This window comes from Corynebacterium sp. MSK310, assembly GCF_030227355.1.
Lineage (GTDB): Bacteria > Actinomycetota > Actinomycetes > Mycobacteriales > Mycobacteriaceae > Corynebacterium > Corynebacterium rhinophilum.
In genome coordinates this window covers 53,055-67,111 of record NZ_JASPFZ010000010.1, presented here as the reverse complement: position 1 = coordinate 67,111, position 14,057 = coordinate 53,055, and the positions used below count along the sequence as shown (strand labels likewise).

At 59.7% G+C, this 14,057-nt stretch carries 10 protein-coding genes, 1 tRNA gene and 1 pseudogene; 2 read left to right on the top strand and 10 right to left on the bottom strand.

All coding sequences use genetic code 11. The annotated features are described in order from the left end of the window. Positions 1-3 precede the first annotated feature (3 nt). The 9 genes and pseudogenes from QP891_RS11860 to QP891_RS08335 all read right to left on the bottom strand — a co-directional run bounded on the left by QP891_RS11860 (position 4) and on the right by QP891_RS08335 (position 7,534). Positions 4-1,472, bottom strand: a pseudogene (locus QP891_RS11860) (ABC transporter ATP-binding protein). Beyond that, on the bottom strand, positions 1,469-2,140 hold the full coding sequence (locus QP891_RS08370) for an energy-coupling factor transporter transmembrane component T family protein (protein WP_284770638.1): 672 nt from the start codon (positions 2,138-2,140) through the stop codon (positions 1,469-1,471). The pseudogene QP891_RS11860 and the gene QP891_RS08370 overlap by 4 nt, the downstream one beginning before the upstream one ends. A gap of 50 nt (positions 2,141-2,190) precedes the next feature. After that, complete coding sequence (locus QP891_RS08365) at positions 2,191-2,826, bottom strand: MptD family putative ECF transporter S component (protein WP_284785647.1); 636 nt, start codon at positions 2,824-2,826, stop codon at positions 2,191-2,193. 524 nt (positions 2,827-3,350) lie between these two features. Next, on the bottom strand, positions 3,351-4,454 hold the full coding sequence (locus tag QP891_RS08360; protein ID WP_284770590.1) for a hypothetical protein: 1,104 nt from the start codon (positions 4,452-4,454) through the stop codon (positions 3,351-3,353). Positions 4,455-4,763: 309 nt separating this feature from the next. Further along, positions 4,764-4,839 (bottom strand) — tRNA-Arg (locus QP891_RS08355). A 114-nt stretch (positions 4,840-4,953) separates the two neighbouring features. Next, positions 4,954-5,235, bottom strand: a complete 282-nt coding sequence (locus tag QP891_RS08350) for a glutaredoxin domain-containing protein (protein WP_284770591.1) — start codon at positions 5,233-5,235, stop codon at positions 4,954-4,956. Continuing rightward, positions 5,235-5,765 (bottom strand): dihydrofolate reductase, encoded by a 531-nt coding sequence (locus QP891_RS08345; RefSeq protein WP_284770592.1) that lies wholly within the window; start codon positions 5,763-5,765, stop codon positions 5,235-5,237. The genes QP891_RS08350 and QP891_RS08345 overlap by 1 nt, the downstream gene beginning before the upstream one ends. Then, a complete protein-coding gene (locus tag QP891_RS08340) occupies positions 5,765-6,592 on the bottom strand; it encodes a thymidylate synthase (protein WP_284770593.1) in 828 nt (275 codons plus the stop codon). Before QP891_RS08340 ends, QP891_RS08345 begins: the two co-directional genes overlap by 1 nt. A 48-nt stretch (positions 6,593-6,640) precedes the next feature. Then, positions 6,641-7,534, bottom strand: coding sequence for a Rossmann-fold NAD(P)-binding domain-containing protein (locus tag QP891_RS08335; protein ID WP_284770594.1), 894 nt, complete (start codon positions 7,532-7,534; stop codon positions 6,641-6,643). A gap of 107 nt (positions 7,535-7,641) precedes the next feature. Here QP891_RS08335 and QP891_RS08330 point away from each other — a divergent pair, with 107 nt between their 5' ends. Further along, complete coding sequence (locus QP891_RS08330) at positions 7,642-8,310, top strand: TetR/AcrR family transcriptional regulator (RefSeq protein ID WP_284770595.1); 669 nt, start codon at positions 7,642-7,644, stop codon at positions 8,308-8,310. Here QP891_RS08330 and QP891_RS08325 read toward each other — a convergent pair. Further along, entirely contained in the window at positions 8,307-9,065 is a 759-nt protein-coding gene (locus tag QP891_RS08325) for a 3'(2'),5'-bisphosphate nucleotidase CysQ (protein WP_284770596.1), read from the bottom strand. The genes QP891_RS08330 and QP891_RS08325 overlap by 4 nt on opposite strands. Positions 9,066-9,100: 35 nt before the next feature. Here QP891_RS08325 and QP891_RS08320 point away from each other — a divergent pair, with 35 nt between their 5' ends. After that, positions 9,101-14,041, top strand: a complete 4,941-nt coding sequence (locus QP891_RS08320) for an Lhr family ATP-dependent helicase (protein ID WP_284770597.1) — start codon at positions 9,101-9,103, stop codon at positions 14,039-14,041. Positions 14,042-14,057: the final 16 nt, after the last annotated feature.

The following is a 14,057-nucleotide window of genomic DNA, read 5'->3' as shown; positions in this document are numbered from 1 at the left end:
TTCTCAATTCTTGTTGATGTCAGTCATATCGATGATTCTGGTGACTGATTCTTGGATGAATTCGTGGTCATGGGTGATAACGATGACCACTGCGCCGCTTGCTGCAAGAGAGCGAAGCAGCGCAGAGATGGATTGCAGTTGGCGCCAGCCCACCCCAGAGGTAGGTTCATCGAAGATGTAGACCTCTGCTTGCTCGGCTTGGGCTGAAGCTATGGCTAAGCGTTGCCGTTGCCCACCGGACAGAGACTGCGGATGCCGTTGGGCCATCTCTTCCAGATCGAGGCGATGGAGAATCTCGTTGACATCGATGTGGTCCCGCTTCTTCTTTGCCAGTCCGAGCGTGACCTCTTCTTCGGTGGTGGCAGCGAATAGCTGGCGGCCAACATCCTGCATCACCATGTACGCGCTGCGCCTCCGAGCTGCTGCTCCTACTCGTTTGCTGTTCAAACGGAGACTACCGCCGCGTTTGGGAGAAGCAAGACCACAAATGATCCTGGCGAGGGTGGTTTTGCCTACACCGTTGGGCCCGATTAAGGCGGTGACTTCGCCGCTGGGGAAAAATGCGTGGTCAATGTTTAGCACCTCATGCGTGCCATAAAAAAACGGATATCGCTTAACTCGAGTCCGCTCCAGTGGGGATCGGCGTTTTCGGGCGTGAGTGGTCCCGGCACGCTCGCGGGCAGGGGAACGTGGTGCAGACTGCGCAACCCCAATTGTTTGCGTTTGGGTTCGTCTAAGGCATAAAACTCCTCAGCGTGGAAACTCCGCGCTATTTTTCCCTGAGTCAAGTAAATAACTTGGTCAGCGATATCTTTTAAGAAAAAGAGGCGGTGATCCGCGATAATGATCGTTGTACCTAATTCCTTCAAGCGGTGTAGCACGCGTGCAAGAATATCGATGCTTTCCATGGAGAGATTGGAAGTGGGTTCATCGAGAAGCACGAGACTGCCCGGGGAGACAAGCGCGCATGCGCATGCCACGGTTTGTAACTGTCCACCGGATAATTCTTTGAATCGCCGGCCCCGAAGATCGTTAATGCCTAGCAACTCGACCGCTGATTGAATCCTCGACTCAATTTCTGCGGGATCCATACCAAGGTTTTCTAGCCCGAAGGCTAATTCTGCATTGACACTTTCAGTGAAAAACTGCGTCCGTGGATTCTGGAATACTGAGGCGCTGAACTCGATGGCGCGGGACAGCGGTTCCTGCGCAGGGTTAAAAGCCTGGTCATCCTTTGTAATAGTGATGGTGCCTAGTAGCTCTCCTGGATTGAAATGGGGGATGAGTCCGTTGATCAACTTGAGTACCGTGGACTTTCCCGATCCGGAATCACCGGTAATCAGTAGGCACTGTCCTGGAGAGACAGAAAAAGACACATCAGATACACCTTGAATGCCTGGCCGAGCGCCCAATGGATATGTAAAAGAAACGTTATGGGCGTTTACACTGGTTGCGATACTGCGTTCGTTCATAAGTGGACCTCCGTGGGAAGCCAGACAGAGGCAACAACGAGGCCCAACCCAGCTATTGCAGTTGCATCGACAAGCTTGAAGGAAAGATCGGCGGTGGTGGTTGGACGTGTGGGTCCTCCCAATCCGCGGACAAGAGCAGAGGCAGCGAGCTCATCACCAGCGCGGACAACGGCGCCTAACAAGGGGATGATCAGCATCGCGGACGATTGTGTGGGCTGTGTGAACCAGCTTTTTACTCCGGGTTGGAGGCCACGAAGGACCATGGCATCGCGGATGGCTTTGGCTTCTGCCACGATGATCGGCAAAACGCGCAGGAATACCGCCGGTGGAATGGTGGCCCAGCCTGGTAAACGCAGGTCCCGCAGTGCTGAGGTCAACGTGGATGGTGTGAGAGTGAGCAAGCCGAATGCGCCGATGGACATGCTGATGACAAAACGGCTTAGCCACGAAAAAACTGCCGCCGAAAAAGCGAAAAATGTGGAGCCAGGAAGCTGTAAAAGGCCCCAATACCCTAGATAGGATAATGCAAAAGAGCACAGGCAAATAAGACCATAGTGTGGCTTTACTGTAGCTAGTGCGATGGAGCTGAAGGCGATAGAAATCAGCAGCGTCGGTAGGTGGCCGTGGCTGAGAGCTACCGCATTGATTACTAGAACAGAAAGCAGCACGGTCCGTGGATCGATCGAAGGTCGACGAAGCACGCCCTGTTTTCGCAGGCTCACAGGAGGCCAGCGCTTTCAAAGTGTTTGCGGCTGACGCGAACTCCGACCTTTCCTCCGATAAAGCCGACGATGAGCGCACAAATGGCCAGTACTCCAATGGTCCATGGCTGGAAGATATCCGACATAGCATCGGCGTATTCTTGGCCCATTTGGTCTGCGATATCGACGTAGTATGAGTCCGTATCCAGGATTAGCGGGATAAAAGGCAAAGAAACCCAGGCACAGAAGACGCCATAGGCAATAGGGAAGGACTTGGCAATCCCGAGGTGGCTTTTTGTGATAATCAAATCCGCGATAAACCCAAGAATTATGCTTCCCAGCAAGGTCCAGAAGTAGTGCCCGGTGAGCATGAATGCTAATCCGTTAATACCGCCGACAAGGGTGAAAGCGCCCATTTTGGGCGTGCGGGCGGCATAAAGCGCTAGCACGATTCCATTTGCGATTGCCGCGATGAACCAGCCAATGAACATGAATTGTGGTCCTGCGAATCCGACCATCCCGGTTACAAAGGTGATTACAAAGTAAAGTGCAGCAAAGATACCAGCGTTGATGAGATCTCTGGTGTTTAAACGTGCCGTCGACCCACTGGATGAGCTTGTATTCCGTGCGGGCGTAGAGGACTGTTGGGTCATGGTAAACCTCGATTCATGAACAGTAGGGAAAGTAAGGCTTACCTAAAACGTATAATACTGTTTATAAGGTATTTCTAGCTTGATCTGAAGATTTACCCTTAATGGGGGCGAATGCAGATAAGCGGTTTTTAGGGATCATAAAATAACTATTTATTGATATGAGGGAACTAAGGTGTACCGCCTCTGCATGGGGTTGCCCGCAAATCGTGGACACGTAGTAGAGCTACCTAGTGGTTAGGCAGCGATTTTCTCTTCGTTTCTGGTTTGGGTGATGTGATTTTCGAAATCGACAGGGCTTACCATCCCGAGGGCTTCAGTGCCGGCGCCGACAGTTGTAGACCACTTCAATCCAGTAAGCCACAGCCTGACGCGCAGTATCGTGGGTTGGCCAGCGCTTCCGAGAGTGTCAGGAAGTTTATCTGTGAAACTCCTTCTAGATTAGAGCTTCACGCACAAACTTCCTGACACTCTCGCCGCAGGTGTTCCCTAACTTTGGTGGGCGGGTACTCGGCTACTAATGGCAACTACGCAGCAGGCGAATCCTTGCCATTGCCTAACGCTCCATCTGCGAGCATCGCTGCACCATACACGGGGATGAAATAGATAATTGCAACCGTGAAGAAACGCGCGGCGGTGACATCTTCTTCAAGCAATGTCCCCAGAACTTGATGCATATAAGCGATAACTGATCCGCCGAAAGTGACCAGACTGCCGGATTGAGTAAGGGTAAGTTCATTGAGATTGAAACCGAACAGGACTTGTGAAATCGACGGCTTAAGAGTCCCGTTTTCAGTGATTTGATTCTCAACGAATTCAACGGCCTGTGCGTCCTCAACCAAGTCATCAATATCATCAGCGGTTTCCACTGGGATATCGAGGTTGAGTTCTTTTTCGAGCCGTTCAAAGCGGCGTAGAACGCTGTCAATGTTCGGCGGACGGTAGTGTTCACCAACAATCGTTGATGCTGCGGAGCACTTCTCAAAATCAGGGAAAGCTGCCGGATAGCCTTTCAGAGCAACCTGCGCGCCTGGCGAGAATCCCAGTCCCTGCATCTGTTTCAACAACTGTTCAGGGGCAGTCAGGTTCTTGGTCGCTTGATTGATAGCCTCGGTGAGTCCTCGTGGAACGATTGCTTGTACATTTAATGCCTGTGCAGCACTGACGGCTTGGGTCAAGGCTGAGAAGTTAAGCCCTGCGGGCATGCTCTTTGGTGGGATAACTTGACCAATTCCACCGAGAGTAGAAATGTCTGGTAGGGGATTGCCGAGTTTCGCTAAGGCGGCCATTGATGTTTGCACCCCAGTCATCTGTTCCAATGCTGAAGAGCCGATTCCAATATCCATACCGCTTCGTATTGCTTCGACAGCTTTGAAAGTTTGGTCATCGTACATTTTCAGAAAAGCGGATGCAGCGTTTGTGGTTGTTTGCGCTTGGCTGAGGGCTTGCATTACTCCGCTGTTTTTGAAGTCAATGTAGGGGCTCGTTCCCAGTTTCATGGATGTGTTCAGGTTTGCTACTTGTTGCGCGAGGGCTTTGGAGCCTGCAGCACTGTTTGCGATGTCACTTTGTATTTTCCCGAACCAATCCAGATTGCGATTCTGCTTCGGGTTGCTGCCATCGTGGGGCATCGTGTCACCTTTCTGAGGTGGAGTGGGCCGTATTGGGTTGATTGTCTCACATGGGTGTCATTTCCCAATTCGCATTGTCAAACACGTGCTCTATGGCCGCTGGCTTGTGGGGGTCGGGTAGTTGTACTGGTCTGTGAAACGACCTAGCATTGATTGTGTCTTGTGTCGTGGGTTTGGGAGTGTGGGCCTGACCCCGGAAACAGCTCCGGCACAACAAAAACGCCTCTCCTATTTGCACAGGTAGAGGCGTTTTGCCGTTTTGAGGAGATTGTTCGAACAATCAAATCTAATTGTTCGAACAATCTCCAATGGTGCCCCAGAGAAGATTCGAACTTCCGACACCGGCTTTAGGAGAGCCGTGCTCTATCCCCTGAGCTACTGGGGCGGGGATGTTGCTCATGCAACTCGGATCATCATAGCAGTGGGGCGCGAGTGCGCCCCAAAAGGCTGCGTGCGCGGCCGTTTGTGTGGGTCGGCCCAGCAGCCTTAGCTATGAGGTTTAGGCGCCTGCCAGCTCCTCCTGCTTATTGCGCACGGAGGATGCGGGCGGGTTGGTCTCGTGAGTGCCGTCGGAGTACAAGACGGTGGGGATGATGCGGTTGCCGTCGTTGACGGACTTGATCCACTCGTTGATGTCGTCGGCGTTCTCGCCTTCTACGTCCACGAGCTCGTATGGGGTTTCGGTGCGGTCCAAGTTCTTGATGAGCTTGGCGCAAAATGGGCACCAGTCGGCGTAGAAGATGGTGACATCGGCGTTGGTTTCGGGTGCTTGTACAGTCATTAGGCTGCGTCCTTTCTGTCGTAAGTTAAAAAGCGGTACTTCATGGGGAGCTCGCTGGCCGGTTGCTCGGGAAGCTCTAGATGCCCTTTGTCTGAGGTGAGCCAGTCCGTGCTGTAGGCCAAGCCGAACGTATCGGGGATATCCGGGGCAAAGACGGCGTCTTCGCCATAGATATCGCCGATGTTTACGCCCATGAGAGTGACCTCGATGCGGTCCACCTGGTCCAAGGCGGCGGTGTAGATTTGGCCGCCGCCGATGACCCAGGCATCGGCAAGCGCGGGCATCGTTCTGCCCACCGTAGCACCAGTTGACCACGTGCCGGGCGCGCGCGAGGAGAGCACGTAATTGTTCCGGCCGGGCAGGGGACGGAACTTGGGGTTGAGGGACTCCCAGGTCTTGCGGCCCATGATGACCGGCGCGCCCATGGTGACGTCCTTGAAGTGCTTGAGATCCTCCGGCACGTGCCAGGGCATCTGTGCACCATCGCCGATGATGCCGTCCAGGGACTGCGCCCAGATCGCGCCGAGCATTAGACCGACACCTGCGCCTTGATGGCCGGGTGCGGGTCGTAGCCCTGCACCGCAAAATCGGCGAAGTCATAGGAGAAGAGGTCCTTCGCCTTGTTGAGTTTCAGCTGCGGGTACTCTCGCGGCTCGCGGGAAAGTTGCTGCTGTACCTGCTCCACGTGGTTGTTGTAGATATGGCAATCGCCGCCGGTCCAGATGAGATCGCCCACCTTGAGACCAGCCTGCTGGGCAAACATGTGGGTCAGCGCCGCATAAGAGGCGATATTGAAGGGCACGCCCAGGAACATATCCGCCGAACGTTGGTAGACCTGCAGCGACAGCGTGTCATTGGCCACGTAGAGCTGGAAGAGCAGGTGGCAAGGCATAAGCGCCATCTGGTTGAGCTCAGATACATTCCACGCGGAGACCAGGTTGCGGCGCGAGTCTGGGTTGTTCTTCAAGGTGTCGAGTGCCTGCTGGATTTGGTCGATGTGGCTCCCATCCGGGGTGGGCCAGGAGCGCCACTGCACGCCGTAGACCGGGCCCAAATCGCCATTCTCATCGGCCCACTCGTTCCAAATGCGCACGTTATTATCCTGCAGGAATTTCACATTGGAATCGCCGCGCAGGAACCACAGCAGCTCGCCGATGATTCCGCGAAAGTAGACCTTCTTCGTGGTCAGCAGAGGGAAGGATTCCGCCAGGTTATAGCGCAGCTGTGCGCCGAAAATGGAGCGCGTGCCGGTGCCGGTGCGATCGCCTTTGGCCGTGCCTTCTTCGAGGACGCGGCGGAGGAGATCCTCATACGGGGTTTTGATAGTGGCACTAGAGGCGGTGGACGTATCACTCATGGTGCCCCAGTGTAGAACGTTAGAAAGCCATGGGGATAGTCAGAATTTTTATTTCCTGTCGGCGCTGGTAGAGGGACTGCTTGCGCGAAGTGTTTCTCGCAGGGCCTGCTCGATCGGGGTGGCTTCCCACTGGGCGGTGGCACCGCTCAAAATGGAGGGGTGTTCCCACAGGTAGCTCATCTCCAACAGTCCATGAAGATCGGAGTTAAAGAGCCCGCCAAGCTTGAGCATCCACGGACGCAGCGTTATGGGCGAGTGCCGGCAGCCAGCGAGATGCGCGAACTCCGCCTGGGTAATTGCAGGGGCGCAGGGTACGGAAATGATAGGTGGGCTGGTGGGGTCAAGGAGGGCATCAGCAAGCGCGCGGCCAAAGTCCGGAAGGTAGGTAACCGAATGCTTGGTATGCGCGTTGAAGAGTGCGAGGGGAATGCGCTTGCCGATGATCAGTTGGTGATACACGCACCCCGGGCCAGAATCCGGGCCAAATAGATCTGCGGCCACCACCGATACGGCGCGGGCAGGTGAAGCGAGGCGGGTATTGATGAGCGCAGCGCGCACACCGGGTTTTCCTTGTCTGGATGTGGTTAAAGGGGTACCGGGTGAAAACGTTTCGTAGCTCGGATCGAATCCGTAGATGGATTCTGGAAAGACGATGGGGATGGCGCGTTCGGCGGCGATGCGGAGGGCTGTGTCCTCAGCGGGGATGAGGAGCGTGCGCCATGCCTCGGCGTTATAAGCGGCGTGGATGCAGTGGACAATGCCGTCGACGTCTGCGGGGTAGAACTCTTTTTGGGTGGCATCGCCGGTGATGTGCTGTACGTATGGGCCTAGGTCGAGCACTGAGCCATGGCGGCTCATGATGATGCATTCATGGCCTCGGGCGGTGAGTTCGCGGGCAACCGCCCGGCCAACGGGTCCGGCGCCAGTGATGAGAAATTTCATTATGCGGAGTCCTATTCATATTAGTGACTGGTGCTCTCTAAAAATATAGGGCGGGGCCACCGAAAGCAAGAGCAGTGCTCTCTTTTGTGAGTTGCTATAGTTTGCTCATGGCACAAACCCCACGCGAGCGCGCCCGAGAACAGACGATGACCCGCATCATCGAGCTGGGGCGGCAGCAACTAGCTAGTGGTGGTGTAGAGGCGCTGAACCTACGGGCCATAGCCCGTGAGCTAGGAATCGTTCCTTCTGGTATTTACCGCTACGTACCGGATAGGGCAAGCCTCATAACCCTCCTCATCGTTGATGCTTTTGACTCCCTAGATGGGGCTGTGGCGCGCCACGATGATCTGAGTGTGCAACCGCGTGAGCGATTCATTGGCCTCGTAGGTGCGATGAGGCAGTGGGCCCTTGAATTTCCGCAACGGTGGGGCCTGATTTATGGCACTCCGATTGTGGGCTATCAAGCGCCAACCACAGAGACGATAGCAGCGGGCACCAAAGTGAGCCGCCGCCTCGCCGCCTTGCTTGAGCAGTCCACGGTAGTGCCGCTGAGGCAGCGCTCGCCCCACCTGGATGCCGATATGGAGGCAGCCGCGAAAGATATGGGCTCCGATCTCAGCGCGGACGCCATGGAAATGGCGCTGGAGGCCTGGGTGAGGATCATCGGGCTGATTAACGCCGAGGTTTTCGGCTACCTAGGGCGCGATACGCTGAGCGAGTTCGCCGAGTTCCATGCCCGATCGGTGGCGCGGCTCGCCGATGGGTTGGGGCTCTAAAAGCCGCCATTCTCCTCGGCAAAGGCCGCGGCGTGCTCCAGAATCTCGTCTTTCAGCTCGGGGCGGCAGATGAGCAGATCGGGGATGAAGGTGTCCTCGTTATTGAAGGTGATGGGGCTGCCATCGAGACGGGAGCAGTGCAGGCCGGCTGCCAGGGCAACGCCTACTGGGGCGGCCTGATCCCATTCGTATTGGCCGCCGGCGTGAATATAACCGTCATAATCGCCCAGCAGCACGTGCATGGCCTTAGCACCGGCGGAGCCGACGCCCTCGGTTTCATAGCCCATCTTTTCCGCGATGTAGCCGGCCACCGTGGGCGGGCGGTTGCGGGAGATGACGAACTTCTTGGATAGCGGGCCGGCGACGGCGCGCACATCGGAGGACTTGAAGGTCACGCCGTAATCCGGCAGGCCCACCGCGGCGTGGACCGGGGTGCCGTCCTCAACGAGGGCGATGTGTACCGCCCAGTCCTGGCGGCCGGTGGCAAATTCCTTGGTGCCGTCAAGCGGGTCCACGATCCAGACGCGCTTCTTTTTTAGCCGGGCAAGGTCATCGGAGGCCTCTTCAGAAAGCACGCCATCGCCGGGCCGGTGCTGTTCTAATACGCGGGCGATCCATTCTTGGGCGGCGTCATCGCCGGCATCGCCAAGCGAAAGGCCCCGCAGCAGGCCACCATTGCGCACGCCCTTTAAAATCTCGCCGCAGCCTTGGGCGAGCGAATTGGTCAGGCGGGAATCAGAAATCTCGACGGTCATGGTGCCCACATTACAACGGGGACTAGAGTGTGGTCATGCCAGAAAACATCCTCGAGCGTTTTCGCCCCCAAGTGGCGCAGTGGTTCCAGGACGTTTTTGCCGCTCCCACCGCGGTACAAGCCCAGGCATGGGACAAGATTTCCCGCGGGGATCACGCCCTGATGGTTGCCCCCACCGGCTCCGGTAAGACGCTCGCTGCGTTTTTATGGGCGCTAAATAACCTGGTGGAGCGTGAAGGCCAATTGGCCCTGCCGGTAGGCAATGCTGCTGGCTCCGCAACGGGCGTGCGGGTGCTGTATATCTCGCCACTCAAAGCGCTGGGCGTGGATGTGGAAAATAACCTGCGGGCCCCGCTGACCGGCATTGCGCGCACCGCGGAAAAGCTGGGCCTGGAGGCGCCGAATATTTCCGTGGGCGTGCGCTCGGGCGATACGCCCTCGGCAGAGCGCTCCCGACAGGTGCGCAAGCCGCCGGATATCCTCATTACCACCCCGGAATCGGCGTATTTGATGCTGACCTCAAAGGCGGCGGGGATTTTGAAAACCGTCGATACCGTCATCATCGATGAAATCCATGCGCTGGCCGGCACCAAGCGCGGCGCGCACCTCGCCCTGACGCTGGAGCGCCTGCAAGAAATTGCGGGCGACTTTCAGCGCATCGGGCTTTCTGCCACGGTGCGCCCGCTTTCGGCAGTCTCGGATTTCTTAGGTGGCAATCGCCCGGTGGAAATCGTGGCGCCTGAAGCCCACAAGAAGTGGGATTTGGACGTGCGCGTTCCGGTAGAGGACATGTCGGATCTTCCCACGCCAGAGGCGGGCTCGACCATTGGGGAGCTCACCGTTGATGATGCCATTGGCATTACCGGCGGGCCGGAAGGCAGCGGCGACGGCATGGAGGAATTCGGTGGGGAAGAAGACACCGCGTTGCCCACCGCGAACTCCATTTGGCCGTTTATTACCCAGGACCTCTATGCGGACATCATGGCGCATCGCTCCACGCTGGTCTTTGTCAATTCGCGGCGCAGCGCCGAGCGCCTGACCAGCCGCCTCAACGAGCTTTACGCGCAGGAATATGACCCGGATTCGCTTTCGCCCGAAACACGGCGCGATCCTGCCCAGTTGATGGCGCACTCGCACGTTGCGGGCAAGGCGCCGGCAGTCATCGCGCGGGCGCACCACGGCTCGGTGTCCAAGGACGAGCGCGCGATGACGGAAACGATGCTGAAGGAAGGCACGCTCAAGGCCGTGGTGGCCACGAGCTCGCTGGAGTTGGGCATCGACATGGGCGCGGTGGATTTGGTGGTACAGGTGGAATCGCCGCCCTCGGTGGCCTCGGGCCTGCAGCGCGTGGGCCGCGCCGGGCACCATGTGGGCGCGGTCTCGCACGGCGCGTTTTATCCCAAGCACCGCGCGGACCTAGTGCAATCCACGCTGACGGTGTCGCGCATGCGCGGCGGGATGATCGAGAAGATGCACACCCCGCGCAACCCGCTGGATGTGCTCGCGCAGCAGACCGTGGCGGCGGTGGCCGCAGCGGGCGAGGAAGGCTTAAGCGCGGATGACTGGTATGACATCGTCAAGCGCAGCCATCCCTACCGCGAGCTGGCCCGCGAGGTCTATGATTCCGTGATCGACCTGGTCAGCGGCGTGTACCCATCCACGGATTTTGCGGAGCTAAAACCCCGCGTGGTGTATGACCGCGTATCCGGCGTGATGACCCCGCGCCCAGGGGCGCAGCGCGTGGCCGTGACCAGCGGCGGCACCATCCCGGATAGGGGAATGTTTGGCGTCTTCCTCTATAGCGGTGGGGAGTCCGGGAAGGCCCCGCGCCGGGTGGGCGAGCTTGATGAGGAGATGGTCTACGAATCTCGCGTGGGCGATGTCTTTACCTTGGGCGCGACCAGCTGGCGCATCGAGGAGATCACCCGCGATCAGGTCCTAGTCACGCCCGCGCCGGGGCATACGGGCCGCCTGCCGTTTTGGAATGGCGATGGCGCCGGGCGCCCCTATGAGCTCGGCCAAGCTTTAGGCGAGTACCGCCGCGAGGTGAATACGGACCCGAGCATTATCGCGGATGCTGATGAGAATGCCCGCAGCAATATCTTGTCCTACCTGCGCGAACAGCAGGAGGCCACCGGCATTATTCCGGATGAAAAGACGCTCGTGCTCGAGCGCTTCAAGGATGAGTTGGGGGACTGGCGCGTGGTACTGCACACCCCCTTTGGCCGGCCGGTTAACTCCGCCTGGGCCTTGGCGGTAGGCGCGCGGGTGGGGGAGCGCACCGGCATGGACCCGCAGGCGGTGGCCGGCGATGATGGCATCGTGCTGCGCCTGCCAGAGGGCGAGGCCGATCCCGATGGCACGATTTTTGCCTTCGACGCCGACGATATTGCCGATGTCGTGGCCGAGCAGGTGGGCAATTCCGCGCTTTTTGCCTCCCGTTTCCGCGAGTGCGCGGCCCGCGCGCTGCTTTTGCCCCGCCGCAATCCCGGCAAGCGCGCCCCGCTGTGGCAGCAGCGCCAGCGCGCCGAGCAGCTCTTGGACGTCGCCCGCCAGTACCCGTCCTTTCCCATCATCTTGGAAACGGTGCGCGAGTGCGTGCAGGACGTCTACGATGTCCCGGCGTTGCAGGAGGTCATGCGCGATCTGGGCCACCGCCGCGTGCACATCGCGGAGGTCACCACGGAGCAGCCTTCGCCCTTTGCCTCCTCGCTGCTGTTTAATTACACCGGCGCCTTCATGTATGAGGGCGATTCCCCGCTGGCGGAAAAGCGGGCGGCGGCCCTCGCCCTTGACCCAGCGCTCTTGGCCAAGCTGCTGGGCACGGTGGAGCTGCGAGAGCTCTTGGATCCCGCGATCATCGACGAGGTCCATGCCCAGCTGCAGCGCACCGCACCCTCGCGCCGGGCGCGCACCACCGAAGAGGTCGCGGATCTCCTGCGCGTGCTCGGCCCCATTCCGGTCGAGGAGCTGGGCGAGCATACCGACGTTCCCTTTACCGCCCTGGATAGCCTGGGCACGCGGATTATGCGGGTGCGCATCGGCGGGCGCGAGCACCTTGCCCAGTCCCAGGACGCCGCGCTGCTTCGCGATGCCCTCGGTGTTCCCATCCCTCCCGGCATCCCCGCCCAGGTCGCCACGCTTGCCGATGCCCTCCCACAGCTCATCAGCCGCTGGGCGCGCACCCGCGGCCCGTTCGTGCTCGCGGACTTAACCGCTGCCTTCGGAATTTCCGTCTCCGCTGCATATACCACCCTGGCCGGGTTGGATTCGATCGTGGAGGGTCACTACCGGCAGGGAATCGAGGAGCAAGAGTACTGCGCCGCCGAGGTATTAAAGACCATTCGCTCGCGCTCGCTTGCGGCTGCGCGCGCGGATACCGAGCCGGTCTCCGGCGCCGCCTTTGCCCGCTTCCTCCCGGAATGGCACGGCATTGCGCCCGCAGGGAAGCGGCCGGCACTCCGCGGTGCCGATGGAGTATTTTCTGCTATCGAGCAGCTCGCCGGGGTTCGCCTGCCGGCCTCTGCCTGGGAGTCCATCATTTTGCCCGCCCGCGTGGGGGATTATTCGCCCCGCATGCTAGATGAGCTAACCGCCAATGGTGAGGTGATGATCGTCGGCGCCGGAAAGGCCGGAGCTGCCGATCCGTGGGTGATGCTGCTGCCTACCGATTACGCCGCCCAGCTCGCCCCCGAAACCGATCCGGAGGGCGTAAGCATGCTGCAGCGCGCCATTTTAGGCGTGCTCGAGCGCGGCGGCGGCTTCCTCTTTTCCGATATCGCCGCCGAGGTCCCCGGTACCGCCGAGGAAATCCGCGAGGCCCTCTGGGGGCTGGTAGAAATGGGCCTGGCCAGCCCGGATTCCTTCGTCCCCATCCGCACGCGCTTATCGGCAGGCGGGCGCGGTGCCTCCCGCGCCGGCCGCGGTTCTACCGCCCACCGCTCCAAGCGGCGCCCCACGCGCTCGCGGCTGCGCATGGGTCGCACCTCGTTTGCCCAGACCCAAAATGCCAACGGAAGCGCCGGCCAGACCCCACCTGATATGCTCGGCCGCTGGTCGCTGGCTGTGCCCGCCGCCCAAGATGCCACCTCGCGGTCCGTGGCGCACGGCGAGGCCTGGCTGGATCGCTACGGCGTGGTCACCCGCGGCTCCGTGGTGGCCGAGGACGTCCTCGGCGGCTTCGCGCTGGCCTATAAGGTGCTTTCCGGCTTTGAGGAATCCGGCAAGGCCATGCGCGGCTATGTCATTGAGGATCTCGGCGCCGCGCAATTTTCCACCCCGGCTATTATCGATCGCCTCCGCGGCCTGGCGGATTCCCCCGATGTCACCGGTTGGCCGTCCGGCACCACCGTCCCAGAGACCTTCGTGCTCGCCGCCGTGGATCCCGCCAACCTCTACGGCGCGGCGCTGCCCTGGCCGCAGCGCGATGATGCGGGTGGCAAAGCCACCGGCGGGCCGGCCCGCTCTGCCGGGGCACTAGTCGTGTTGTGCGATGGCCTCCCCATAGCCCACCTCACCCGCGGCGGCAAGACCTTGACCACGTTCATCGACGCCCTGCCCGATGGAATTGAGACCACCGACGTCTACGCCCGCCTCCTGTCCGCGCTCGTAGAACTCATCGCCGCCGGGCACATGTCGCCGCTGGTGATTGAGAAGTGCAATGGCAACCCCATCCACCACACCTCAGCGGCTAATATCCTGCGCTCGCTCGGGGCAGGAATTACCCCAAAGGGCATACGCATTGCCGGGCAGGCTGCGCCGCCGCGCGTTCCGCGCCGCGGGGCGCGGGACGGCTCACCGGACGACTCGCGGGGTAACTCACGTGATGGCTCGAGCGGTGGCCTGCGCGGCGGCGGTCTGCGCGGCGGCAGGCGCGCCTCCGAGGCCATCGAGGAGCTCAGCTTCGACGATCCGCCCCCGCCCCCGCCACCTCGCAATTCCGGTGGCTTCCGCCCGCGCGGCGGATACCGTCGCTAGCGCCACCTGCCTGCAG